The organism is Pseudoalteromonas sp. SG44-8 (genome assembly GCF_014164125.1).
GTDB lineage: Bacteria > Pseudomonadota > Gammaproteobacteria > Enterobacterales > Alteromonadaceae > Pseudoalteromonas > Pseudoalteromonas rhizosphaerae.
This window is the reverse complement of record NZ_JACJEQ010000001.1, coordinates 299,523-321,758: the sequence shown is the minus strand read 5'-3', so window position 1 is coordinate 321,758 and position 22,236 is coordinate 299,523. Positions and strand designations below refer to the sequence as shown.

General features: G+C 39.9%; 23 protein-coding genes. 17 read left to right on the top strand and 6 right to left on the bottom strand.

Translation table 11 applies throughout. From position 1 onward, the window contains the following. Positions 1–352: 352 nt before the first annotated feature. Entirely contained in the window at positions 353–808 is a 456-nt protein-coding gene (locus H5163_RS01290) for a hypothetical protein (RefSeq protein WP_182734056.1), read from the top strand. 121 nt (positions 809–929) lie between these two features. On the opposite strand, the gene H5163_RS21215 is transcribed toward H5163_RS01290, so the two are convergent. Continuing rightward, the gene (locus H5163_RS21215) at positions 930–1,064 is read right to left on the bottom strand and encodes a hypothetical protein (protein WP_259399773.1); all 135 of its coding nucleotides are present in this window, start codon (positions 1,062–1,064) and stop codon (positions 930–932) included. Between the two features lie 194 nt (positions 1,065–1,258). On the opposite strand from H5163_RS21215, the gene H5163_RS01285 reads away from it, so the two are divergent. From H5163_RS01285 to H5163_RS01250, 8 genes are all read left to right on the top strand, one after another. Next, a complete protein-coding gene (locus H5163_RS01285) occupies positions 1,259–2,212 on the top strand; it encodes a slipin family protein (protein ID WP_145234179.1) in 954 nt (317 codons plus the stop codon). An 18-nt stretch (positions 2,213–2,230) separates the two neighbouring features. Beyond that, positions 2,231–2,683 carry an NfeD family protein gene (locus H5163_RS01280; protein WP_182734054.1) on the top strand — a complete coding sequence of 151 codons (453 nt, stop codon included), beginning with the start codon at positions 2,231–2,233 and terminating at the stop codon, positions 2,681–2,683. A 320-nt stretch (positions 2,684–3,003) separates the two neighbouring features. Next, positions 3,004–3,678, top strand: coding sequence for an ABC transporter ATP-binding protein (locus H5163_RS01275; protein ID WP_182734052.1), 675 nt, complete (start codon positions 3,004–3,006; stop codon positions 3,676–3,678). After that, complete coding sequence (locus tag H5163_RS01270; protein ID WP_182734051.1) at positions 3,672–4,643, top strand: efflux RND transporter periplasmic adaptor subunit; 972 nt, start codon at positions 3,672–3,674, stop codon at positions 4,641–4,643. Before H5163_RS01275 ends, H5163_RS01270 begins: the two co-directional genes overlap by 7 nt. Further along, positions 4,633–5,793, top strand: a complete 1,161-nt coding sequence (locus tag H5163_RS01265) for an efflux RND transporter periplasmic adaptor subunit (protein WP_145234188.1) — start codon at positions 4,633–4,635, stop codon at positions 5,791–5,793. Before H5163_RS01270 ends, H5163_RS01265 begins: the two co-directional genes overlap by 11 nt. Next, on the top strand, positions 5,790–6,986 hold the full coding sequence (locus H5163_RS01260) for an efflux RND transporter periplasmic adaptor subunit (RefSeq protein ID WP_182734050.1): 1,197 nt from the start codon (positions 5,790–5,792) through the stop codon (positions 6,984–6,986). The genes H5163_RS01265 and H5163_RS01260 overlap by 4 nt, the downstream gene beginning before the upstream one ends. Next, positions 6,986–8,221 (top strand): ABC transporter permease, encoded by a 1,236-nt coding sequence (locus H5163_RS01255; RefSeq protein WP_145234192.1) that lies wholly within the window; start codon positions 6,986–6,988, stop codon positions 8,219–8,221. The genes H5163_RS01260 and H5163_RS01255 overlap by 1 nt, the downstream gene beginning before the upstream one ends. Positions 8,222–8,250: 29 nt before the next feature. Continuing rightward, positions 8,251–9,096, top strand: coding sequence for a patatin family protein (locus H5163_RS01250; protein WP_259398218.1), 846 nt, complete (start codon positions 8,251–8,253; stop codon positions 9,094–9,096). A gap of 155 nt (positions 9,097–9,251) precedes the next feature. Here the strand turns inward: H5163_RS01250 and H5163_RS01245 are convergent, their stop codons facing one another. Then, positions 9,252–10,877: a methyl-accepting chemotaxis protein gene (locus tag H5163_RS01245; protein ID WP_182730891.1), complete on the bottom strand. Its 1,626-nt coding sequence runs from the start codon at positions 10,875–10,877 to the stop codon at positions 9,252–9,254. A 140-nt stretch (positions 10,878–11,017) separates the two neighbouring features. Between H5163_RS01245 and H5163_RS01240 the strand changes: the two genes are divergently transcribed. Next, positions 11,018–11,830, top strand: a complete 813-nt coding sequence (locus H5163_RS01240) for a transporter substrate-binding domain-containing protein (protein WP_257326987.1) — start codon at positions 11,018–11,020, stop codon at positions 11,828–11,830. Between the two features lie 200 nt (positions 11,831–12,030). Then, the gene (locus tag H5163_RS01235) at positions 12,031–12,501 is read left to right on the top strand and encodes a DM13 domain-containing protein (RefSeq protein WP_182730892.1); all 471 of its coding nucleotides are present in this window, start codon (positions 12,031–12,033) and stop codon (positions 12,499–12,501) included. 98 nt (positions 12,502–12,599) lie between these two features. Here the strand turns inward: H5163_RS01235 and H5163_RS01230 are convergent, their stop codons facing one another. From H5163_RS01230 to ahpC, 3 genes are all read right to left on the bottom strand, one after another. Next, the gene (locus tag H5163_RS01230; RefSeq protein WP_182734047.1) at positions 12,600–13,004 is read right to left on the bottom strand and encodes a GFA family protein; all 405 of its coding nucleotides are present in this window, start codon (positions 13,002–13,004) and stop codon (positions 12,600–12,602) included. Positions 13,005–13,139: 135 nt separating this feature from the next. Beyond that, positions 13,140–14,714 (bottom strand): alkyl hydroperoxide reductase subunit F, encoded by a 1,575-nt coding sequence (gene ahpF, locus H5163_RS01225; protein ID WP_182734046.1) that lies wholly within the window; start codon positions 14,712–14,714, stop codon positions 13,140–13,142. Positions 14,715–14,816: 102 nt separating this feature from the next. Continuing rightward, positions 14,817–15,386 carry an alkyl hydroperoxide reductase subunit C gene (ahpC, locus tag H5163_RS01220; protein ID WP_145234205.1) on the bottom strand — a complete coding sequence of 190 codons (570 nt, stop codon included), beginning with the start codon at positions 15,384–15,386 and terminating at the stop codon, positions 14,817–14,819. 245 nt (positions 15,387–15,631) lie between these two features. Here ahpC and H5163_RS01215 point away from each other — a divergent pair, with 245 nt between their 5' ends. From H5163_RS01215 to H5163_RS01190, 6 genes are all read left to right on the top strand, one after another. Next, on the top strand, positions 15,632–16,051 hold the full coding sequence (locus H5163_RS01215) for a DUF3429 domain-containing protein (RefSeq protein ID WP_149980032.1): 420 nt from the start codon (positions 15,632–15,634) through the stop codon (positions 16,049–16,051). A 57-nt stretch (positions 16,052–16,108) separates the two neighbouring features. Next, the gene (locus H5163_RS01210) at positions 16,109–16,480 is read left to right on the top strand and encodes a hypothetical protein (protein ID WP_145234209.1); all 372 of its coding nucleotides are present in this window, start codon (positions 16,109–16,111) and stop codon (positions 16,478–16,480) included. 8 nt (positions 16,481–16,488) lie between these two features. Next, positions 16,489–17,292 (top strand): class I SAM-dependent methyltransferase, encoded by an 804-nt coding sequence (locus tag H5163_RS01205; RefSeq protein WP_182734044.1) that lies wholly within the window; start codon positions 16,489–16,491, stop codon positions 17,290–17,292. Positions 17,293–17,294: 2 nt separating this feature from the next. After that, positions 17,295–18,284 carry a Gfo/Idh/MocA family protein gene (locus H5163_RS01200; RefSeq protein ID WP_145234213.1) on the top strand — a complete coding sequence of 330 codons (990 nt, stop codon included), beginning with the start codon at positions 17,295–17,297 and terminating at the stop codon, positions 18,282–18,284. A 217-nt stretch (positions 18,285–18,501) separates the two neighbouring features. After that, positions 18,502–20,163: a methyl-accepting chemotaxis protein gene (locus tag H5163_RS01195; RefSeq protein WP_182734043.1), complete on the top strand. Its 1,662-nt coding sequence runs from the start codon at positions 18,502–18,504 to the stop codon at positions 20,161–20,163. Between the two features lie 210 nt (positions 20,164–20,373). Then, positions 20,374–21,237, top strand: coding sequence for a DMT family transporter (locus H5163_RS01190; RefSeq protein ID WP_182734042.1), 864 nt, complete (start codon positions 20,374–20,376; stop codon positions 21,235–21,237). Positions 21,238–21,302: 65 nt separating this feature from the next. On the opposite strand, the gene H5163_RS01185 is transcribed toward H5163_RS01190, so the two are convergent. Beyond that, positions 21,303–22,166 carry a sensor domain-containing diguanylate cyclase gene (locus H5163_RS01185; RefSeq protein ID WP_182734040.1) on the bottom strand — a complete coding sequence of 288 codons (864 nt, stop codon included), beginning with the start codon at positions 22,164–22,166 and terminating at the stop codon, positions 21,303–21,305. Positions 22,167–22,236: the final 70 nt, after the last annotated feature.

Genomic DNA, 22,236 nt, shown 5'->3' with positions numbered 1-22,236 from the left:
AAGTATTGATGAGCGGCCGCACGCTGTTGAAGATAAATCAGCATACACAGTTACAGCGGCAACGATTGATTTATTAAAGTCCTACGAAAAAGCAGTTGTTACGATCACTTCACTGCTGATAATGGTAGTGATAGCTGCATAGCGGTTATGCACTTCGAAGCTGAATCTGCCAATCCTTTTTTCATTTTGAATATATATATTTGACATTGCTCACCACGGTGATTTCCTTTATTACGCAGCTTAAAATGCAAGCTACGTTAATATTTGACTAAATTATTTTTTATTAGCTCTTTAGATCTTTACCAAGTTGGCCGATAACATACAAATATAATATTAAGGATAATCAATAATAATGCACATACACAAACAGCAAGCCTATCCAACAAAGATAGCGACAGAGCAAACAGATACCACACAGAAAACGAAACAAGAAACAGCAACAACATCAAAAAACCAAAACGGTGCTGACTATCGTTTATCAGAGAAAGAGTTAGACAACTTATCAGGCAGGGAAACGAAAGAAAAAGCGGAAAAAGAGGCAAGTTCAGATATGCCCGATCATATCGCTAAAATGATCGAACAGCTGAAAAAAGTCAAAGAACAGATTGAACAACAAAAAGAGCAACTCGTTAAGTTAAAAGCGCTGGATAACCAGCAAGATGAGGCTGTTAAAGCACAAGTCGAAGCGCAAACTAATATGATTGTATCAATGCAAGCTCAAATGGGTTCATTAGTTCAAACAATCGCTGAAGCAATGAAAGAAGCTGGTGTTACCGACACTGGTGCGCTTATCAGTGCCATGGTATGAGCTTAGATAAACATAGCAATAATTAAATTGTTCAACATCACGCCCTACCTTCAACTGGCGTTATACACCATTGCGCTGTTTTAGTTTCGCAAGCCATTTCAACATTCGCGCCAGCCAGGCACTAAGGCACCATTTGCCACAACAGCGCAGTAAACGCTTGTTGCTCTAAGTTTGTGCTAGCTTTTGCAAAATTTGGCGTACCATCGTCATTCCAAGTAAATCTTTGTGCACGTAATGAACGTGTGGCACTAACCATCACCTAAAAAGCAGTAACGTCTTATTGTATCTGCTTAAAAACTAGAATATGCTCAATTTTTAACTGACATACTTTGTCACGAATTTTCACTAGGCGGGTTAACAGCACGATGGTAACCTAGGTTTAGTCACGCTAATAATTACATAAGTAATAGTGTGGCATGCCATATTGGCCACTATTAAAGGAGAGTATCTATGGACCCGATCACGCAAGTTCTCAACATGTTATTCACTGTTGAGGCGTTTTTACTCATTTTTGTTTTAGTACTGCTAAAAAGCAGTGTTAAATTTGTGCCACAAAACCGTGCGTGGCTCATTGAACGTTTTGGTAAGTATCAATCAACTAAAGAAGCAGGCCTAAACTTTATTGTGCCGTTTGTTGATCGTATTGCCGCTGATCGTAGCTTAAAAGAGCAAGCTCAAGATGTGCCGTCGCAATCTGCTATTACCAAAGATAATATTTCATTGATTGTTGATGGTGTATTGTATTTCCGTGTTATGGACCCATACAAAGCCACTTATGGTGTTGATGATTATGTGTTTGCCGTTACGCAATTATCGCAAACAACGATGCGTTCAGAGCTTGGTAAAATGGAGCTGGATAAAACCTTTGAAGAACGTGATGTACTAAATACTAATATTGTTGCGGCAATTAACCAAGCCGCAGATCCTTGGGGTATTCAAGTATTACGTTATGAAATTAAAGATATTGTGCCACCGCAATCGGTAATGGAAGCGATGGAAGCACAAATGAAAGCGGAACGTGTTAAACGTGCACAAATTTTAGAATCAGAAGGTGATCGTCAAGCTAATATCAATGTCGCTGAAGGTAAAAAACAAGCGCAAGTACTAGCCGCTGAAGCAGAAAAAGCCGAGCAAATCCTGCGTGCGGAAGGTGAAGCTAAAGCCATTATTGCGGTAGCCGAAGCACAAGCTGATGCACTACGTAAAGTAGGTGAAGCAGCTGATACTGAGCAAGGTCAAAAAGCCATTCAATTAGACCTCGCCTCAAAAGCAATTGCCGCGAAACAAGCCATTGCTAAAGAATCGTCAGTTGTTTTATTACCCGATAACGGCACCGATGCCAGCTCTATGGTAGCGCAAGCGATGTCGATTATTAATACCTTAAATACCAAACAAAAAGGTTAAGCTGTAAAGGAGCAAACTATGGAGTTCATTACCAATAATTTAGCCCAAACACTGATGATTTTAGGTGTACTGGCACTGATAATTGAAGTAGCAGTGCTGGGAATGTCGACCTTTATATTGTTGTTTTTGGGTATATCATTATTTGCAACTGGATTAATGATGAACTTCGCGCTGTTAGAAGACTCATTAACCACCGCACTTTGGAGTAATACCTTGGTCACCGCCGCATGCGCTGTTTTACTATGGAAACCGCTAAAACGCATGCAAGATAATGTTGATCATAAAGAAGTGACAAGTGACTTTGCTGAGCTTGATTTTATACTCACTAGCGATGTTGATGATTTAGGTGTTAGTACCTACTCGTATTCCGGGGTGAGCTGGAAACTAAAAAGCCAGCAACCACTAAGTGCTGGCACCCATGTAAAAGTGGTAAAAAAAGAAGTCGGTGTTATGTGGGTTGCAGCAATTTAACCTAGATGTGGGTATATCACTCTGAATATGCTGTATGATTTTTTACCATAAAGCCAGCCAAGTAATTCTTTTATCGAATTACTTGGCTTTTTTGTAACAAAAAATATTCGCTAAACCCGCTCAACTCTTGGCTAAAACGCAACAAATCAACGGTAAAACCGCGCAATTGTTAACTTATGATGATTTAATTAGCCTTTAAATGTTAAAACAATTAAAGGCTGCAAATAGACGTATATTTAACTACTAGATTTGGACTTGTGTCTCGCTATAAAACTCGCTAGTTTAACCAATCAGATAATAATAAAAACAAAAGTAACTGTATGATCAGGGTCGAAAATCTTTGCCGTACTTATGGTGCAGGCGAAACGCAAGTCATTGCATTAAGTAATGTTTCATTACATATTAAAGAAGGTGAGTTTGTCGCCGTGATGGGCGCTTCCGGTTCAGGGAAGTCGACTTTAATGAATATCCTTGGGTGTCTGGATACACCAACCTCAGGCAGTTATTTGCTCTCTGGTGAAAGTATTAAAGAAATAGATGACGAAAGTTTGTCAGCTATCCGCAATAAAAAAATTGGCTTTATATTTCAAACCTTTCACTTATTAACTCGCCTTAGTGCTCAAGAAAATGTGGCTTTGCCACTGCGTTATACTGACACCCCAAAACAGCAAGCCAGTGAGCGCGCTATGGCGATGCTGGATAAGGTTGGCTTACAAAATCGCGCACGCCATAAACCATTTGAAATGTCCGGTGGTCAGCGTCAACGAGTTGCTATTGCCAGAGCACTAGTAAACGAGCCAAAAGTCATTTTTGCTGATGAACCAACGGGTAACCTCGATAGTAAAACGTCTCATGAAATTATGCAGTTGCTTTGCTCACTCCACCAACAAGGACATACTTTGGTCATGGTAACCCATGAAGAAGATATTGCTGCTTATGCTAAGCGAATTATTCGGATGAAAGATGGCATAGTCATAGAGGATAGCGGATGTTAAAAAATCAATGTTTCAAAGCCTGTTTAGGATTATTACTTTGCAGCTTAGCTTTCTCAAGCAATGCGCAAAGTTTGTTACTCAGCGGTGAGCTAAAAGCCAGCGATAAGCAAATTTTTTATGCTCCAAAATCAGACAACTGGCGAGTACAAGTGCAATGGATGATGAAAGAAGGCGAAATAGCGCAACAAGATGATGTTGTTGTGGTGTTTGATAGCGGCTCGATTGCCAGTGAAATTGAACAAGATGAAGTAAGTTTAGATGCCGCCGAAGAAGAGCTGCTTAGGATCACCACCAGCAATCAAGAAAAACAAATAGAAGCTGAGTTTAACTTTAAGCGCACTGAGCTTTTACTAGCGCGTGCCCGTATTGATGCTGCTATTCCACACGCTAACTTAAGTACCTATGATTATCAAAAAAATCAGCTCGAACTTGAAAAAGCCCTGATCAATAAACAAAAATCATCCGAAGAACTCAGCCAAGTTAAAACTGAAAATACCGTTGCGCGCAATAAGCAGCTACTGACTATTGAACAACTAAAAACAGACCTTGCATACAATAAAACGCAACTGGCAAGTATGAGCATTAAAGCACAGCGTACAGGGCCGGTTTTGTATGCAAACCATCCGTGGAATGGCGAAAAAGCATTTGTTGGTATGACAGCCCAACCTGGCTGGAAAATTGTCGAAATACCGGCCATGAGTGAACTCTACATTGAAGCCTGGGTACACGAAATTGATTATCAACATTTACAACTTGGCCAACAAGCGCAATTGTTATTCGATGCCTATTTACAACAGCCGCTCAACGCGACTTTAAGCGAAATTTCAACTCAGCCAGAAGAACGCCTTCAGTGGGGCAAAGATGCCTACTTTAGAACTCGCTTTAACTTTAACGCTCAGAATTTAAAACTGTTACCGGGCATGAGTGCAAAATTAACAATCGGAGAAGACTCTGATGAATCATAACGTTTTATGCATAATATTGAGTATGTTGCTATTAACTGCATGTAATGACGATGAGCAACAACATTATCTAGTGAAAAAGAGTGATATTGCTATTACGGTTAATGCCAATGGCGAACTAGAGTCATCAACCAGTGCGATCATTGCCCCGCCGTCAGTTGCTCGTATGTGGCAATACCAAATTAAGACTATGCTAGCGGAAAACACCCAAGTTAAAAAAGGCCAAGTGGTGGTATCGTTTGACGATAAACAAGTTCGCGATAAGCTAATCGACAAACAATCTTCATTAGAGCGAGCAAAAAAACAACTCGAAAATGCGCAAAATAAAGAACTTATCAAAGAGCAAGAACTGACCCTCAGCGTTGCCGAAATGAAAATGAACTACGATAAAGCTAAACGCAAAGCAGAGATTGTTGATCAATCTCGCTCTGAAGTTGAACGTAAAAAGTCACAAATTGATTTTACTATTGCAAACAACGATCTAACGCTTGCTAAAAGTAAGCAAACGTTTCAGCAACAGAGCAAAGAACTAAACTTAAAAATGGTGCAGAGTAAAGTTGCACGGCTGCAAAGTGAGGTAGACGGGTATTTACAAGATATTGAACGCCTTAAGGTAAAAGCCCCAATTGATGGGCTGGTAATTTATAAAACCAATTATGAAGGTGAAAAGTCATCCATTGGTGAAAGTGTGCAATTTGGTCAGCCTGTTATTGAGCTTGCTGTACTTAAAAATATGCAAGTAAAAGCACAAATCGATGAACCCGACAGCGGTAAAATTGCCCCAGGGCAAACCGTTAAAATAACCATTGATGGCAGTAGCGAACTAGTTGTGTCAGGGAAAATAAAGAGTTTGGGTCGTGTATTTAGAGAAAAGTCATATCAAGATAAGCGTCGGATTGTGGATGCCATTGTTAGTATTGATAATATTGACACCAGTGTTATTCGCCCAGGACTTACTGCGCGCTTAGAGATCACCACCGCTCGCCTACCTCAAGTATTAAGTATTCCTTTAACCAGTTTGCAATATGATCAACAAGGTCCCTATGTTGCAACCACTGAAAATAACAAACAATTTATAGAGATAAGTCACTTTACCGATAATCTCGCCGTAGTCAAAAGCGGCCTACAACTAGGCGACGAGGTAAAATTATGAAAACGAGCTTTGCACTTAGCTTAATCGTTACAGCTTTATTTATCAGCGGTTGTTCAAAAGAACATGAAATTCAAAACGCGCTTACTTATACGGTTAGTGAACACAGTTTTAAAACTGAGGTTGAAGCCAAAGGGCATTTGATCGCAGCAAATGAAACCCTGATTGTTGCGCCAGCATCAAGCCGTGGGCCACAAACTTTAGCATGGTTAATGCCAGAATATAGCCAAGTTAAAAAAGGTCAGGTCATTGCTCGTTTTGATGGCGAACAAATGCGTCGGCAAAGCCAAAAAAACACTAATCAAGCGGCTTTAGCAGCGCAAGATTTAGCACAAAAATCAGGAGAAATAGATAAAGATAAGACTATTTTAGAACACGATATTGTATTGGTTAATGAAGAAAAGCAATTTGCCGAAGATTACTCAATTGAAGATGAACGCATTCGCTCTAAATTAGATATTTTAGAGTCACAACAAAATGTTGAGTTTTTAAATGCAAAACATAACTACTACGACTGGCAAACTGGCCGTTTTGAGCAAAGTGCCACCGGAGAGTTGATGTTATTAAAAATGAAAGAAGACCAATACAAACAAAAATTAGCAACGTTGAACACTAACCTATCATTGCTTGAGATCATCGCCCCTCACGATGGCTTATTAACCCATAGTACTAATTGGCGCGGCGAAAAACCGCGAGCGGGTGAATCCTTATGGCCTGGTCAAAAAATAGCAGCACTGCCTGATGTTAGCCAAATGCAGTTGATGTTATATGTGTCTGAACGTGAAGCAATCGATTTAACAGTAGGTCAGTCACTTACATTCAAACTTATTGCATTGCCTGAGCAGCAATTTAGCGGCGAGTTAATCGCGGTATCGCCGTTTCCTAAATCAATAAAACGCGGCGATCCACAAAAATTTTACGAGCTAAAAGCAACAATAAATCAGCAAAATGACGCTTTACGCCCGGGTTTAAAACTCAATGCGACTATTTTAGTGACACCGCAAAGTGAGCGTTTAGTGGTACCCAAACAAAGTGTTTTTACCGAACAAAATGCGCATTATGTTTATGTTGAAGAAGCTGGCGAATTTGTCAAAAAGACCGTTTCATTAGGCAAACATAACCTTAGTCATGTAGAGATCCTCGCAGGTTTAGCTGCTAATGATGTGATCTCACTCATTGATATAAAGGACATCTGATGAAATATTTAACTTTATTTATCGACACCGCCTTAGAGCTTGCACAGCATAAGTTACGTACTTTACTGACTTTATTAGGGATGATATTTGGTGTCGGTGCCGTCATTGCTATGCTCAATATTGGTGAAGGTGCTGAACGTGAAGCCATGAAAATGATTGACTCTATGGGGTTATATAATTTGATTGTTAATGGCAAAGAGTTCGATGAAAAAGAACTCAAAGAGCAACGTAAGCATTCGGCCGGTTTAAGCCTGCGTGATGCCCAAGTTGCCCACGACTCGCTGCCTTTTGTTACCGATTTTGCCGCACAAAAAACCATCGAGACGTATCATATTTTTAGCCAATACAACAACAGCGACGCCAATGCCGTAGGTGTAAGCGCTAATTATTTTCAGCTGTCACATTTTCAACTATTTGCTGGGCGTATATTAAATAAAAACGATCAACAACGGTTTGCTCAAGTGGCAATGCTTGGCGCAAATACTGCCAAGCAACTATTTCCGTTAGGTGACGCACTCGGTCAACAAATAAAAATTAACCACTTATGGTTTAAAGTAGTCGGTATTTTACAAGCGCCTTATTTAAAGAAAAAAGAATTTCAAGGAGTCAAACTTGGTAACGAACAAAACCAAGTATTTATTCCACTTAGTACTGCATTACACCGCTTTGAAAGTGGCTTACTTGATAGTGAAGTCAGCAGCTTGAAACTAGCCATTGATAAATCGGTTGATCCAATTGTTGCCGCACAAGCACTGGAACATTTACTGCAAAATCGCCACAGTGATATTGATGATTTTGAATTAGTTATTCCTGCCGCGTTATTAGCCCAGCAAAAACAAACCCAGCAAATATTTAATATTGTGATGTCCTGCGTGGCAGGCATTTCACTCTTGGTTGGCGGTATCGGTATTATGAATATCATGTTGGCGACGGTGCTTGAACGCACTAAAGAAATTGGCTTACTGCGTGCTATTGGTGCAACACAAAAAGACATTCGGATACAATTTATTGCCGAGAGCTTTACCATTTCTATTTTAGGTGGCTTACTGGGTGTGGTATTTGGTATTGGCTTGTCTGAAATTATCTCTATGTATTCGCAGTGGGCGGTATCGTGGTCAATGACCGCCATAGTGTTATCGTTTAGTATTTGTGCGTTAGTCGGCCTTATTTTTGGTGTATACCCCGCGATCAAAGCGTCACAGCTTGATCCTATTGAAGCACTGCAAAGTGATTAACTCGAATGTTAGTAGTTAAAGGAGAAAATTTGGTGAGCAACAACAAACACACCCTTGTTGTAGAAGGTGGTGCAATGCGCGGCATATTTGCCACCGGCGTACTTGATGCGTTTTTAGGGGCACAATACCAACCATTTAATCGCTGCTTTGGTGTCTCTGCTGGAGCAACTAATATTGCGGCTTATTTATGCCAACAAGCTAAACGTAATCATAAAGTGATCACTGATTATTCATGCCGACCCGAGTTTATTAATTTAGCGCGCTTTATCCGTGGTGGGCATTTATTTGACTTAGATTGGTTATGGCAAACCACCATGGCTGATATTCGTTTAGATCTTGGCACATTTGCAGCACAGAACTGTGAATTTTATATAGTCGCAACCGATATAGACACAGCATCAGCGCAGTATTTAAAAGCGACAGCAGAGCAAATGGAGCAGCAGTTAAAAGCCTCCTGTGCGATTCCTATTGCTTATCGTGATTACCCACTCATTGATGGTATTGCCATGACCGATGGCGGTGTGGCTGATTCAATTCCGATCCGAAAAGCCTATCAAATGGGGGCTGAAGAAATCACGGTCGTTTTATCACAACCACTTGGATATCGTAAAAAAACCAGTAAGGCCCCATGGTTTACACGCCGCATTTATAAAAACCACCCGGCACTTGCCAGTGCATCTTTAGCTCGTGCTGATAACTATAATGCCAGTATTGCGTTTATTCATAATCCACCTGCAGACTGTAAAATAAATATCATCGCACCACCTGCTGACTTTAACGTTGGCCGCACCACTAAAAACTATCAAAAGCTCAGCGATGGTTATCAGATGGGGATTGTGGCTGCACAGCAACACTTGCAAAACATGCAGCTATAGAACAATGATTTTATCTATAAAAAAGTGTGTGGCAGCTTATTGTTTTTGCTGATGTTGTCACAAAGCTGCGCGATCCAAACCTTGTGAAACTAATAAATTTAGACTGTACCTTGTCATTCGTACTCTATTAGTAACAAGGTACACTCATTACAGTGTTATACTTTAAACTCATTTACTTGTTGTTGTAACATACTTGCGAGTAACGCCAACTCCTGTGATGCTTGTGCGTTTTGCTGAGAACTTTCACTCACTGATGCAATACTAGAACTAAACTCGTTGATGTTACTACTTAATTCATGGGCCACCATTTTTTGCTCTTCAGTGGCTGTTGACACTTGCGTGTTCATATCGGCAATTTCGGTTACCTCTTGATTTATTTCAGTTAAAACTTGTGATGAATATTCTGCATGATCAACACTTTCTTGTGCACTACTTTCAGCGTTGCCCATAGCAACAACAGCTTGTTGAGCCATACCTTGTAGCTTGCTGATCATTTCATTAATGCTCGCTGTGGCTTTTTGGGTATTATGAGCAAGCTGCCTTACTTCATCGGCAACAACAGCAAAACCACGACCAGAATCCCCTGCTCTTGCGGCTTCAATCGCAGCATTTAAAGCCAGTAAGTTAGTTTGCTCTGCAACGCCTTGGATCATCATTACAACCTGATTTATATCATTTGTTTGTGTATTAAGGTCGTTTATTAATTGTGTATTTGTATTTACTAACTTAGATAACGTTTGGATTGAGCTAATATTATCAGCAACGGCTTGCTGCCCTTGTTGTGCTTTACTATCTGCATTAGTGGCTTTTTCTGATGTGGCCATCGCATTTTGTGCCACTTGTTCAATCGCACTACTCATTTGCGTAATGGCTGTCGCAATCATTGTAGACTGTTGCTCTTGCTCTGTGGCTGTTGAGGCCACTTGCTCACTAATTGAGTTCATTTCTTCTGCCGCAGAAGATAAAGTTAACGTCGCTCCAGATACATCGGTTACTAAAGTATGTATACGTGACAACATATTATTAAAGTTTCGTGCAGTATCTGCAATTTCATCTTCACCAAGTACATTGGCTCGTATTCGCAAGTCAGCATTATTTGCAATTTGTGTAATGGTATCGCGCAGCGCCACCAATGGGTTTTGAATTGAACGGTAAATAAAATAAGCAATGGCTAACAACAAAAAAATCAACAGTGCTACTGATAGTTTCATCACTAGACTTACTAACGCAAAGTTTTCGTCGGCTTGTTTCTTAAAGTGATTAGCTTCATTTAATTGCAGCTCTATTAAAGCTTGATAGCTTGCGCTTAACGGATCGAATACATTATATAGATCAGTAACAAACTGCTGTTGTGGGAGTGACTGGAAATCCCCTGTGCGTACTTTGTTCAACAAGTTTTTAATTTGCGCTTGAACTGGCTTAAGTTTTTGTTCGACAGTATTTACTAAGCTTTTTTCTTCACTGGTTAAGTCTGTACTAAGGTAAGTATTCCATTCTTTATCGGCTGTATTTTGAGACTGCTGTACTGCCGCAAGTAAATCATTTTGACTAATGGTACCAGCTTTGAACTTATGAAATAAATCAACAATATTAACTGCGTAGTTATCTGACACCGTTTTTATCTGTTTCAATGGTACGACACGGTTCTCATATAAACTGTCAATTCCTTTAACTAATCCTCCCATAGTACTAATTGAATATATGGCAGTAATCGTAAAAATTACAACGGGTAAAAGCGCTAATACAATTAAACGGGAACGGACCAAGTAATTATTTAACATAGTATTCCAAAGCTACATCTTTAATATTTACAAGTATAATACGTAATTCAAAAGCCTCTACGTTTTTATAATATTTTTTGCAACAATGAGGTATTATAATTTTGCTATACTTGAGCCATAAACTTTTAAGTTATAGCTCAATGATGAAATTGTATAATTTTGCAGTGCTCTGGTTATTGTTATTGCCTTTGGCGTTTACTAACTTTGTACACGCTAATGAAGCAATCGTTAATCTTCACTTAGCAAGCCCCAGCACCACAGATACCCCTCGTAATCACTATATTCATGCGCTATTAACGCTCGCCTTTGCTGAGCAAGGAAAACAGGTTAATTTTATATACTCCATTAGACCAATGAATAAAAAACGCGTGGTGGAAGAGTTGTCAAAAGCAAGCAGTATTAATTTAGCTTGGCTATCGCTCCCTGCTAACAGCTACCCAGATTTACATCATACCTCATTGTCAATTTACCAAGGTTTACACGGTAAGCGATTACTAATAATTAATAAAAATCAACAACCGCGCTTCGCTGAAATATCAACTTCAGCACAGCTGAAGCCTTTAATAGCATTACAAAAGCAGAGTTGGTCTGATTATGATGTACTTATACGCAATGGCTTCACTGTTAATGGTGAGCTAGATTATAAAGGCATGACTAGGGCACTCGAGACAGGTTTGGCAGATTATTTTCCTCGCTCTGTATCAGCTATTGCCGCTGAGGTGACTAAACTGCAGCATCAAAACTTAATGATTGAACCAACGATCATGTTGCAATACCCGAGTCATTATTATTTTTACACTCATAAACAAAACGATGCTTTACTAATGGAGTTAGAGGCTGGGTTACTAAAACTTCAAAAAAACGGTAAGTTTGAGCAGCTTTATCAACAATTTTTTGGTGACAAAGAACAAGATCTCGCATTATCAACAAGAAAAATTTTCCAGTTAAATTAGCAACAACATAGCTCACATTACTTATTGCGAGCTAACAACTAAGTCAGTTCACAATAGGGTCAAGCACCCTAATAAAGTAAATACTTAAATGACGATTGAACTCGCCCAATCCGATTTTGTAAGCTAGCTTATAACTATAGATGAAGGCATCCGCTTGTTTTGCCCAATATACTGAATATTCTCATGGATAAGGTCTTATTATGATGCGTAAATTGTGGCAGGTAGTCGTTTATCTGATGATATTTTGTGTTGGCTTTGTTGCAGGGTTATACACACTGCCAATTTTAACGGCTCCACCCTCTCCTAGCAAACTTGAGTTGGCCACACATGCACAACAAGCACTTTATAGTGGTGAATTCAAAGCTGATCTCGCAGGCTCTGATGCTTTGCATTATGGTAACGGCCAAGTCAGATTAACCAACAATATGATCTCTTTTGATGGCATCTTGAGCCCAGGCCCAGATTATCAGCTTTATTTAGCTAATCGCTTTATTGATAATGAAGCCGATTTTTTAGCATATAAAGGTACAATGACAAGGGTTGCAAGCGTAAATACATTCGATGGTTTTATAATTAAGGTGCCAGCCGATATTAATATTGCACGCTTTAACACTGTGATTGTGTGGTGTGAAAGTTTTGAACAATTTATAACCGCGGCTCAGTACCAATGAACAAGTGCTGGGAAACAACTGCTTTAAAAGCAACAGAGAGTTGCGGCACAGACTATTTGCCAGTTTACTTATTATAAAAACACTATCAGCCAACGACCTTAGCGTGTCGGTTCAAAACCATCATAGTGAGGGATATCAGCATTTATTTGCTCCCAATTCGCTTTTGAGCTAACAAAGTTATGGCTCATAGGACGCTCTGTAATATCACTATCGAGTATACCCAGACGCAACCTTAGTCTGCTTATATCATCAAGGTTTTCACTGTAGATTGGGCTGCCACATGCACTACAAAAATAGCGGATACGCCCTGGTTTAAATTCAAATCTGCTTAACCACTCATTGCCTTTGGTTACTTTAAAGTCAACACGAGATATAAATCCATTGGTCGCAAATGCGGTACCACTAGATTTACGACACAACGAGCAGTGACAATGAATAATGCTCTGGATCGGGCCATCAATTTGCACTGTGACCTTGTTACACAAACAACTTCCTTGATACATGCTAAAACTCTTTAAAAAAATAAGCCTAAATACTAGCACAATTTTTTATACAAAAAAGCCGCCTTTGGAGAGGGCGGCTTGGGTGAACAAACAGCTATGGGTGGGAGCTGTTATATCAAGAGACTATAATTTGATTTATGCTACGCGTTGCTCTTCACTAGGTGTTTGACGAATTAAGTAATCAAATGCCCCTAGGCTTGCTGTTGCACCACTGCCCATCGCAATGATGATTTGCTTAAATGGTGTGGTCGTTGCATCTCCCGCAGCATATACTCCCGCTAAAGATGTCGCTCCTTTTGCATCTATTATTATTTCGCCAAACTGACTGAGTTCAACATTACTGCCTTTTAACCATTCAGTGTTAGGTATTAAGCCTATTTGCACAAATATACCGGCTAAGTTTAACTGTTTATTCTCATCTGAGGTGCGGTCAGTATAGCTTAAGCCCGTCACTTTTTTACCATCACCGAGTACTTCTGTAGTCTGGGCATTCTTAATAATGGTGATATTCTCTAAGCTATTGGCTTTACGAATAAGGACGTCATCGGCGCGTAACGTATCTGCAAATTCAAGTACCGTAACGTGCTCAACAATATTAGCTAAATCAATTGCCGCTTCTATACCCGAATTACCACCACCAATAACGGCAACAGGTTTGCCTTTAAATAACGGTCCATCACAATGTGGACAATACGCTACACCATGACCACGGTATTGTTGTTCACCAGCTACGTTCATTTCACGCCAGCGAGCGCCCGTTGCCAGTACTAACGATTTAGTACTGAGCACAGCTCCGTTTTCAAGCGTGATTTCATAACCATTTTTATAACTAAGACCGACGGCTCGTTGATTGTGCATGACATCTACATCGTACTCTTTAACATGCTCTTCAAGCTGAGCTACGAGCTTAGGCCCCTCGGTTGCTTTAATAGATATAAAATTTTCGATTGCTAGCGTATCAGCTACTTGTCCACCAAACCGGTCAGCAACAATGCCTGTATTTAAGCCCTTACGTGCTGAATAAATTGCTGCAGATGCACCAGCAGGGCCACCACCTACGACAAGCACATCAAATTGTGATTTTTCATTGAGAGAAGCGGCTTGGCGCTCTGCCCCTTTACTATCAACTTTATTTAAAATATCAGTTAAGCTCATCGCACCTTGGCTAAAGGGCTTGCCATTTAAGTACACCGCGGGTACTGCCAGTATATTTCGCTGCTCTACTTCATCTTGAAATAATGCCCCATCAATCATAGTTGTTTTGATGTTGCTATTGTTCGCAGCCATTAAATTAAGCGCTTGTACGACTTGCGGGCATGTTTGGCAACTTAATGAAATATACACTTCAAACTCAAGTGGCTGGGTCAGTGACTTGATTTGCTCAAGATCTGCAGCCGACGCCTTACTCGGATGCCCGCCCGTATGTAACAACGCTAATACCAAACTGGTAAACTCATGCCCCATCGGCACACCAGCAAAGGTAATTTGGCTATCTCGAATAGGTGAAGATACCGTTATTGATGGACGGCGTACGCCACTATCTGGATTATCTCGCACCAAAAATTTGTCGCTCAACGACGCAATATCGTTGGCTAAATTGTCAATTTCTATTGATTTTTTGCTGTCATCCAAGGCGATAAGTAGCTCAACAGGATCAGCAATAGCTGCAAAGTGACTTTTTAATTGATTTTTAATGTTGGTATCTAACATGACTTACCCTTGTTTTAGCAAAAATGCCCATCATCACGCTAATGTGCTTAATAAAATTGTGATGATGAGCCTTCAAGCATATTAATGCTTTGTAATAGTGATTTAAATTTTGCCAACTAAATCAAGCGATGGTGCTAATGTTTCTTCACCTGGCTGCCAAGAAGCCGGACATACTTCACCATCATGAGTCGCAATGTATTGTGCCGCTTGTACTTTACGTACTAGTTCTTTGGCACTACGGCCAATACCTAAATCATGTGTTTCAATGATTTTGATTTCGCCCTCAGGGTTCATTACAAACGTACCGCGAAGTGCTAGGCCTTCGTCTTCGATCATTACACCAAAGTTACGTGTAATACGTCCTGTTGGGTCACCGATCATAGGGTAAGTAATTTTACCAATAGTGTCTGATGTATCGTGCCATGCTTTGTGAGTAAAGTGAGTATCAGTCGATACTGAGTAAACCTCTACACCCATTTCTTGTAATTGCGCATAGTGATCTGCAACATCCCCCAGTTCCGTAGGACATACAAAGGTAAAATCAGCTGGGTAGAAAAAGAAAATAGACCACTTACCTAAAACATCTTGTTCTGATAGTTCAACAAAATCACCATTGTGGTAAGCCGTTGCATTGAAAGGTTGTAATTTAGTGTTAATTAATGAAGTGCTCATAGTATTCCTCATTTGTTTATTTAAAGTGTAAACAACGCAGGTTGCTGCGTTGGCTTGAGTAATACAATAAGGTGTAAATAAAAATTAATAAAATTGATTGTTTAGATTAATTCAATCGATTTTATTGACTGAAGTGGTCATTGTCATCTGGACAGATAGGGCTAAAGCTTTTTTTGCGTCTAATGTTACAATGCTCACTGAAAAATATCGCGAATACGTATTTTTAGTTAATTTTGGGGTAAGCCATGAATAAATTCATCAATCATATCCAGTTAGGCTATTTAGGCTTATTGCCCTTTTTAGCGTGTGTCGGTTGGCCGTTATTAGTCGGTAGTAATAACTTTAATATGCAGTTTTTTACTTTTTATAGTATTGCGATTTTGGCTTTTATGAGTGGTAACTTATGGCACGCTGGACAACAGAGTTATCGAGATGCTATTAAGGCTATACTACCGATTTTACCGCTTGGCTTTTTAGCTTTTTTACCACAACACATAACCTTGGCTTGGTTAGCGGTTAGTTTTTGGCTGGTATTACTATTTGAAAAAACCAGCCCGCAATGGCAAAGCTATCATGCTGATTATCAAAAAATGCGCTTTGTATTAACCTCAGTGGTGTTTGTTTGCCATATATTAGTAATAGGCATTAGTTTATACCCTAACTAGCTCGCCCTTTAAAACGGATTAATGTACCATCCGTGCACTGCTTTTTGAGGAACTAAAATGATAGACCAATTGCGCCAACAGCTTGATCAACTCGGTGAAAACTATGTTGAGAAAAGCGCTCATTTCAAAATTAAAGTGATCCCTTTTTTTTGTGCTATTCAAATCAAGAAAGATCATAAGAGTGAAGGCCGATTATCGTTTTATTCTAATCAATGGCTTGAAATTGCACTCGTGGTACTCTTTTTACTGTTTGGCTTAATGCTCTTCGATCCAGACGCAGGCTTTACTCATGGCCCTATTCATATTGCGTTTGCAGTATTAATCACGTTTAATTTAATTATCAAACAAATCGCGATTGAAGGACTAAAGACTCGCTTAGCGTTTTTACGTTTAATTGATCATGATGCTAAAAACACACCACTAGAATAATTGAATTAATGTATTTAAATCCTAATTGGCGGATCCTTACCGTTGGCGATGGCGACTTATCGTTTTCTCATGCTTTATCTACTGATCTAAAGCCGGCCAAGTTAGTTGCTTCTACCTATGATAGTGCAGCCACGATTACCTTCAAATATGCTGATAACGCACTAAATGCACTGCGAGATCATCACATTACGGTACTTGATAGTTTTGATGTGACTGACCCACAAGCCTGGCAACGCTTAAATGGCGAGCTATTTGATGTGGTGATTTTTCAATTTCCGCTTATTCCTGCTTTTGTCGGGGAGAGTGCTTATCGTGAAAACACCCAAACAACCAGTATGAACACCCTCAACCGGGCTTTGCTACACCAATATATTAAATATGCCACCAGCTATGCTCTTGATAACAATGGCCCAATGTTGTGCTACATCACCTCAAAAGATGTTAAACCATATCGTGAGTGGAATATTGAAGGCAGCTTAAATTATGGCTTAGCATCACGCTATATCGGCCAAATGCCATTTGATATCAGTCCTTTCCCTGGCTATAAAATCCGTAATGTTGATCGTGACAAACACGTAAAAGACACCAGTGGCACCACTTATGTATTCAGCCCCAAAGAAACGACTGAACTCCATAATCGATTAACTATACCAAGCTACTTAGCAGTTGATAGCTGTTCGCTGTGCCGAGTAGGTCCATTTCAAGCCAGTGAAGATAAACAAAAACACCTATTAGCTAAAAAGCACCAACAAATGTTAGGCTTTGAGGCAGACTGGCAAGCTTGGCTTGCACAATTCAACAATCAGGAGTGACCATGAATTTTGTGATAGTCGGCACTAATTTTATTAGCGATACTTTACTTGCAGCGGCTAAAACAGTCAGTGAGTTTTCATTATATGGCGTATGTTCGCGAGCCGAGCAAAGCGGTCATGCATTTTTAGCTAAGCACGCTATAAAAAATGCAAAAGTATTTACGACTATTGAGCAAGTATGCAGCGACGACAGTGTAGACGCTGTATATATCGCAGCCCCCAATAGTTTGCATAAAAGCTATGCTGTGGCCTGTTTAAATGCAGGAAAACACGTGTTAGGTGAAAAACCTGCAGCAGCAAATAGCCAAGAATTAGCCGCGATAGTGGACGCAGCAAAACAAAATAATCGCCTTTATATGGAAGCGATGATGACCACTCACTTGCCTAACTTTGCCGTTTTACAACAAGCCATTGCCAAAATTGGGACGCCACGTAAATACATAGGTCAGTATAGTCAATATTCATCACGCTATGATAAATACAAAAATGGTGAGCGCCCTAACACCTTTTTACCAGCATTCGCTAATGGTGCGCTCGTCGATTTAGGGGTTTATCCGCTATATATCTTGATTGCACTTTGGGGTGCACCAAACACGGTAAAAGCCAGTGGAGTATTACTTGAAACAGGGGTAGATGGTGCTGGTGATGTATTACTAAATTATAGTGATAAGCAAGCAGTGATCAGTTATTCAAAAATATCTCAAGGTGATAATTTTACAGAAATCCAAGGTGAGCTGGGCCGTATTAGAATTGAAGCCGTTTCGTTATTAAAACAGATACAATTTATTGCTAATGATGGCAGTGTTGAAGAATTATCACAGCCATTTGATGAACACTTTATGCGCCACGAAGTTGCCCATTTCATTACAATTGCCAACGCAGGACAACTCGAATCACCTATCAATACCCATCAACTAAGTATCAATGTGATGGCTGTACTTGATAAAGCAAGACAGCAACTTGGTGTTATTTATCCAGCCGACCGACTATAAGCTACAAAATATTATATACGCAAAACAACGCCTCAATGCTTTGAGGCTTGTCAATGTTGTTGTCACTTTTATCATACTCTTGCAATCTGCTCACTAGTTTAATGCGTATCCAATAATAAATAAAATTCATGAATTCTTTAGTTAATTGAAATTATATTCTATAGTTATTTAGCATTATTATTAAATCGCATCAGAGGCAATTTTGACAATAAGATTAATGCTAAGAACTGTTTTTGCTCTAGCAATCACAATTGCAGCAGGGCTACTCATTATCATATTACTGTTAAAAACAGGATTATCTGATAGTCAACAATCTGCTCAGCAACGCTATCAACTAAGTCATTTTGCTAAGCTGTCTGCCTCCAACTCAATCAAGCTAACAGAACTCGCCCGACAATATGTTGTAACCCTTCAACCTAGCTATAAAAAACAATACTATGAACTTGTAAATCAAATTGAAGGGACTGAACCCTGGTTAGACGGTCGTAAAAAATCTTATATTGATCGCTTAAAAGAATTTAATGTGAATGAACAAGAACTTGCTTTGCTAAATAAATCTAACTCGCTCTCTTTGCAGTTAGTCAGCACTGAAGAACAAGCTTTTCAATTGGTAAGTAGTTTTGCTGGGCAATCACCATCATTATTAAATACGAGCGAATCAAAACAGTGGGTACAGGCAATAGGACTGCTAACCGATAAGGGATATATGGATGAAGTAGCTAAAATACAGACACCGGTGCAAGAATTTTTAGCTGCGGTAGAAAACAGCAGCTTGCAAGAAGTAATGAATAATAACAATCGTGTTGCTAATTTAAGCCTTATTAGTATTGTGATGGTATTAGTTATAATCACTATTTTAATTTTATGCTACTTACAGCTTGAGAAGCGCGTAATAAAGACAACCACGCTATTAGTCAATGAAGCACAACGAATCGCCAATGGTGATTTAACGCATAAAATTGCTCACTCCGGTAACGATGAAATTGCAGAGTTATCAGCCAGTTTTAATATTATGATCGATAAACTATCTACCTTACTGTCAGAAATTAACTCGCAATCCCAACAAGCCCAAATTGCTGCAAACGAGCTAGATTCTATTGCACAGCAGGCAAGACTGCTTAATGACGAGCAGAGTCAAGCAATTGAGGTGATCTCAAGTTCAGTATATGAAAACTCCACCGCCGTCAAAGAAGTATCAAAAAACTGCTCTGAAGCGGCTCAAAACGCAGGAGATGCAGATGCTAAAACACAAGCAGGGATCGATGTCGTTAATCAGAGTATTCATTCTGTCGAATCGGTTGCTGAAATATTAACCGAGTCAATTAATGATTTAAATGATCTCGAATCTTCAGTTAACGAAGTAGCGGTGATCTTAAATGTGATCAGCAATATTGCTGAACAAACTAATCTATTAGCACTTAATGCTGCAATTGAGGCCGCACGAGCTGGCGAACAAGGTCGAGGTTTTGCCGTCGTTGCCGACGAGGTAAGGACATTAGCGAGCAGAACACAAAGCTCAACAGTTGAGATACAACAAAAAATCAATAGCTTACAGTCTGCAAGTAACGCTGTAACCGAACGGATCCGTAGCAGTGATACGCGGGTTAAAGACGCAGTATCAAACTCAGAAAAAGTGGGCTCAATGCTCAAAGAAATAAGCACCCAAGTGCGCTTAATTTCAGATGCAAACCGAACCATTGCAGCTGCATCCGAGCAACAAGCACAAGTAACCGAAGATATAGCTGAACGCTTAACTGGTATTCAAGATGCCAGTATGCAGTCGAAGTCGCAAACCGCACAAATTTCGTCTTCGTCTAGTGAACTCGCGCAAGTTGCGATTAATTTAAATACACAAATAAATAAGTTTAAATTAAACTAATATCACTTGCCAAAGCAGTCGTTATTTATATTAAAAGCACTATATTTAGTTTAAGACTACGCTGAGGCAAGAATACAAAAATCTAAGTTTACTAAAGCGCATTGGGTACCTCATCATAATTAAAAACTTTTACCGCAAAAGCTTAGCCCCACTCTCAAAAAGCGCGTAGAATCCCCGCCAATAACCTTTTGCACTACTATAAGGACTGTAATGCAACGCACAATTCCTCCTTTTTTCATTGCTGTTATTTGCGTATTACTTGCCATGGTGACTATTCAGTCAGGCGCTTCAATTGCTAAGCAACTGTTTCCAATAATTGGCCCAGAAGGGACAACGGCACTTCGTTTAGGTTTCTCAGCAGCTATATTGTGTTTAGTGTTTAAACCTTGGCGCGCATTTCCGCCACTTGGTCAACGCATGCCAATTATGGTTTATGGTTTATGCTTGGGCGGTATGAACATTTTATTTTACTACGCCATTGAGCGTATTCCATTGGGGATTGCAGTCGCACTTGAATTTACCGGCCCGTTAGCGGTAGCGCTGCTATCATCGCGACGTAAGCGAGATTTATTTTGGGTCGCCTGTGCTATATCGGGGATCGTAATGTTGCTCCCGGATATGAAAGGTGAAGAAAGTCTCGATCTACTGGGCGTAATTCTGGCACTGGGAGCTGGTGCGTGTTGGGCTGGCTATATCTTATTTGGCAAAAAAACGGGTAATCAAGGCTCTGGCGGGATGACTGTTGCCCTTGGTATGAGTGTCGCGGCACTTATATTAGTGCCTTATGGTGCTATTTCTCAAGGTGGTGCACTACTAAACTGGGAAGTGATCCCTTTAGGCTTATTGGTTGCTATTATGTCAAGTGCCCTACCTTACACGCTGGAAATGGTTGCACTGCGTAATATGCCTGCACAAGGGTTTAGTATTATGATGAGCTTAGAGCCCGCTATTGCGGCACTTGCTGGCTTTATAATTTTAGGCGAGTTATTAACTCTTTGGCAATGGTTAGCCATTCTTTTGGTGGTAGTTGCATCGGTTGGCAGTTCAATGTCTACAAGTAAAGACAGTAACTAACAAACCCAAAAAGACGTATAGTTATAAAGCTAAATGTTGATTTTAATCAAAGGGGAGTAACGTGTTTAGACAATACGATTACCCCCTGCATTTTTTGCAACATACATTGCTTGATCTGCATGTTGAATAAGTTGTTGTTCATTCTCGCCCATTTCAGGATAACTGGCGATACCGATACTGACTGAAAGCTGTAATGAATGTTCATCTATCACAAAAGCTTGTTCGCACTCTTTGCGGATTTTTTCAGCTGTTTTATGTACGTCTGAGCGTAAGCTAATCCCATGAAGTAAGACTAAAAATTCGTCGCCACCTAAACGCCCAACAGTATCAGACCCTCGAACACACCCTTGTAGCCGAGCAGCAATGGCTTGTAATAATCGATCACCACATTGATGCCCATATGAATCATTAACTTCTTTAAAACCATCAAAATCTATAAATAGTAGCGATAATTCAACCTGCTGTCGGTCAGCTTTCGTTAATGTTGATTGAATTCGGTCAAGTAACAGCATGCGATTGGGCAACCCAGTTAACTGATCATGTCCCACCATATGTTGTAATTGCTTTTCAAATTTTTTGCGCTCGGTGATATCATGAGCAACAGCAATTCTGAACTGATGTGAATCAGACCAGCGAACAGACCATAATATATGCACTACTTGCCCGTCTTTTCTCACCCAACGATTTTCAAAGCGCGGTTTAGAGCCTCCAGATAATAACGTATCTACTGCGTCAAGCGTGATCTCAACATCTTCTTTATAAACAAAGTCGAGCATTGGTTTACCGATTACTTCGCAAGGCTCGTAACCAAAAATGTCTTTAAAAGCCGCGCTCACAAAAACAAATACCCCTTGCTTGTCAACCACGCAAACAGCGTCAAGCATCAGTTCAAGTACATCAGTGAGACAAACCACACCACTATTTTTCATTCAACTCCATGCCTCAAACAGTAAAATTGCAGACTTTATTATTTATTTACAGTACACATCAGTTAAGCAA

Bases quoted from the DNA above. Each gene is read 5' to 3' on its own strand.
- H5163_RS01290 (WP_182734056.1), top strand. From the start codon at position 353: ATGCACATACACAAACAGCAAGCCTATCCAACAAAGATAGCGACAGAG.
- H5163_RS21215 (WP_259399773.1), bottom strand. From the start codon at position 1,064: ATGGTTAGTGCCACACGTTCATTACGTGCACAAAGATTTACTTGGAAT.
- H5163_RS01285 (WP_145234179.1), top strand. From the start codon at position 1,259: ATGGACCCGATCACGCAAGTTCTCAACATGTTATTCACTGTTGAGGCG.
- H5163_RS01280 (WP_182734054.1), top strand. From the start codon at position 2,231: ATGGAGTTCATTACCAATAATTTAGCCCAAACACTGATGATTTTAGGT.
- H5163_RS01275 (WP_182734052.1), top strand. From the start codon at position 3,004: ATGATCAGGGTCGAAAATCTTTGCCGTACTTATGGTGCAGGCGAAACG.
- H5163_RS01270 (WP_182734051.1), top strand. From the start codon at position 3,672: ATGTTAAAAAATCAATGTTTCAAAGCCTGTTTAGGATTATTACTTTGC.
- H5163_RS01265 (WP_145234188.1), top strand. From the start codon at position 4,633: ATGAATCATAACGTTTTATGCATAATATTGAGTATGTTGCTATTAACT.
- H5163_RS01260 (WP_182734050.1), top strand. From the start codon at position 5,790: ATGAAAACGAGCTTTGCACTTAGCTTAATCGTTACAGCTTTATTTATC.
- H5163_RS01255 (WP_145234192.1), top strand. From the start codon at position 6,986: ATGAAATATTTAACTTTATTTATCGACACCGCCTTAGAGCTTGCACAG.
- H5163_RS01245 (WP_182730891.1), bottom strand. From the start codon at position 10,877: ATGTTAAATAATTACTTGGTCCGTTCCCGTTTAATTGTATTAGCGCTT.
- H5163_RS01240 (WP_257326987.1), top strand. From the start codon at position 11,018: ATGATGAAATTGTATAATTTTGCAGTGCTCTGGTTATTGTTATTGCCT.
- H5163_RS01235 (WP_182730892.1), top strand. From the start codon at position 12,031: ATGATGCGTAAATTGTGGCAGGTAGTCGTTTATCTGATGATATTTTGT.
- H5163_RS01230 (WP_182734047.1), bottom strand. From the start codon at position 13,004: ATGTATCAAGGAAGTTGTTTGTGTAACAAGGTCACAGTGCAAATTGAT.
- ahpF (WP_182734046.1), bottom strand. From the start codon at position 14,714: ATGTTAGATACCAACATTAAAAATCAATTAAAAAGTCACTTTGCAGCT.
- ahpC (WP_145234205.1), bottom strand. From the start codon at position 15,386: ATGAGCACTTCATTAATTAACACTAAATTACAACCTTTCAATGCAACG.
- H5163_RS01215 (WP_149980032.1), top strand. From the start codon at position 15,632: ATGAATAAATTCATCAATCATATCCAGTTAGGCTATTTAGGCTTATTG.
- H5163_RS01210 (WP_145234209.1), top strand. From the start codon at position 16,109: ATGATAGACCAATTGCGCCAACAGCTTGATCAACTCGGTGAAAACTAT.
- H5163_RS01205 (WP_182734044.1), top strand. From the start codon at position 16,489: ATGTATTTAAATCCTAATTGGCGGATCCTTACCGTTGGCGATGGCGAC.
- H5163_RS01200 (WP_145234213.1), top strand. From the start codon at position 17,295: ATGAATTTTGTGATAGTCGGCACTAATTTTATTAGCGATACTTTACTT.
- H5163_RS01195 (WP_182734043.1), top strand. From the start codon at position 18,502: ATGCTAAGAACTGTTTTTGCTCTAGCAATCACAATTGCAGCAGGGCTA.
- H5163_RS01190 (WP_182734042.1), top strand. From the start codon at position 20,374: ATGCAACGCACAATTCCTCCTTTTTTCATTGCTGTTATTTGCGTATTA.
- H5163_RS01185 (WP_182734040.1), bottom strand. From the start codon at position 22,166: ATGAAAAATAGTGGTGTGGTTTGTCTCACTGATGTACTTGAACTGATG.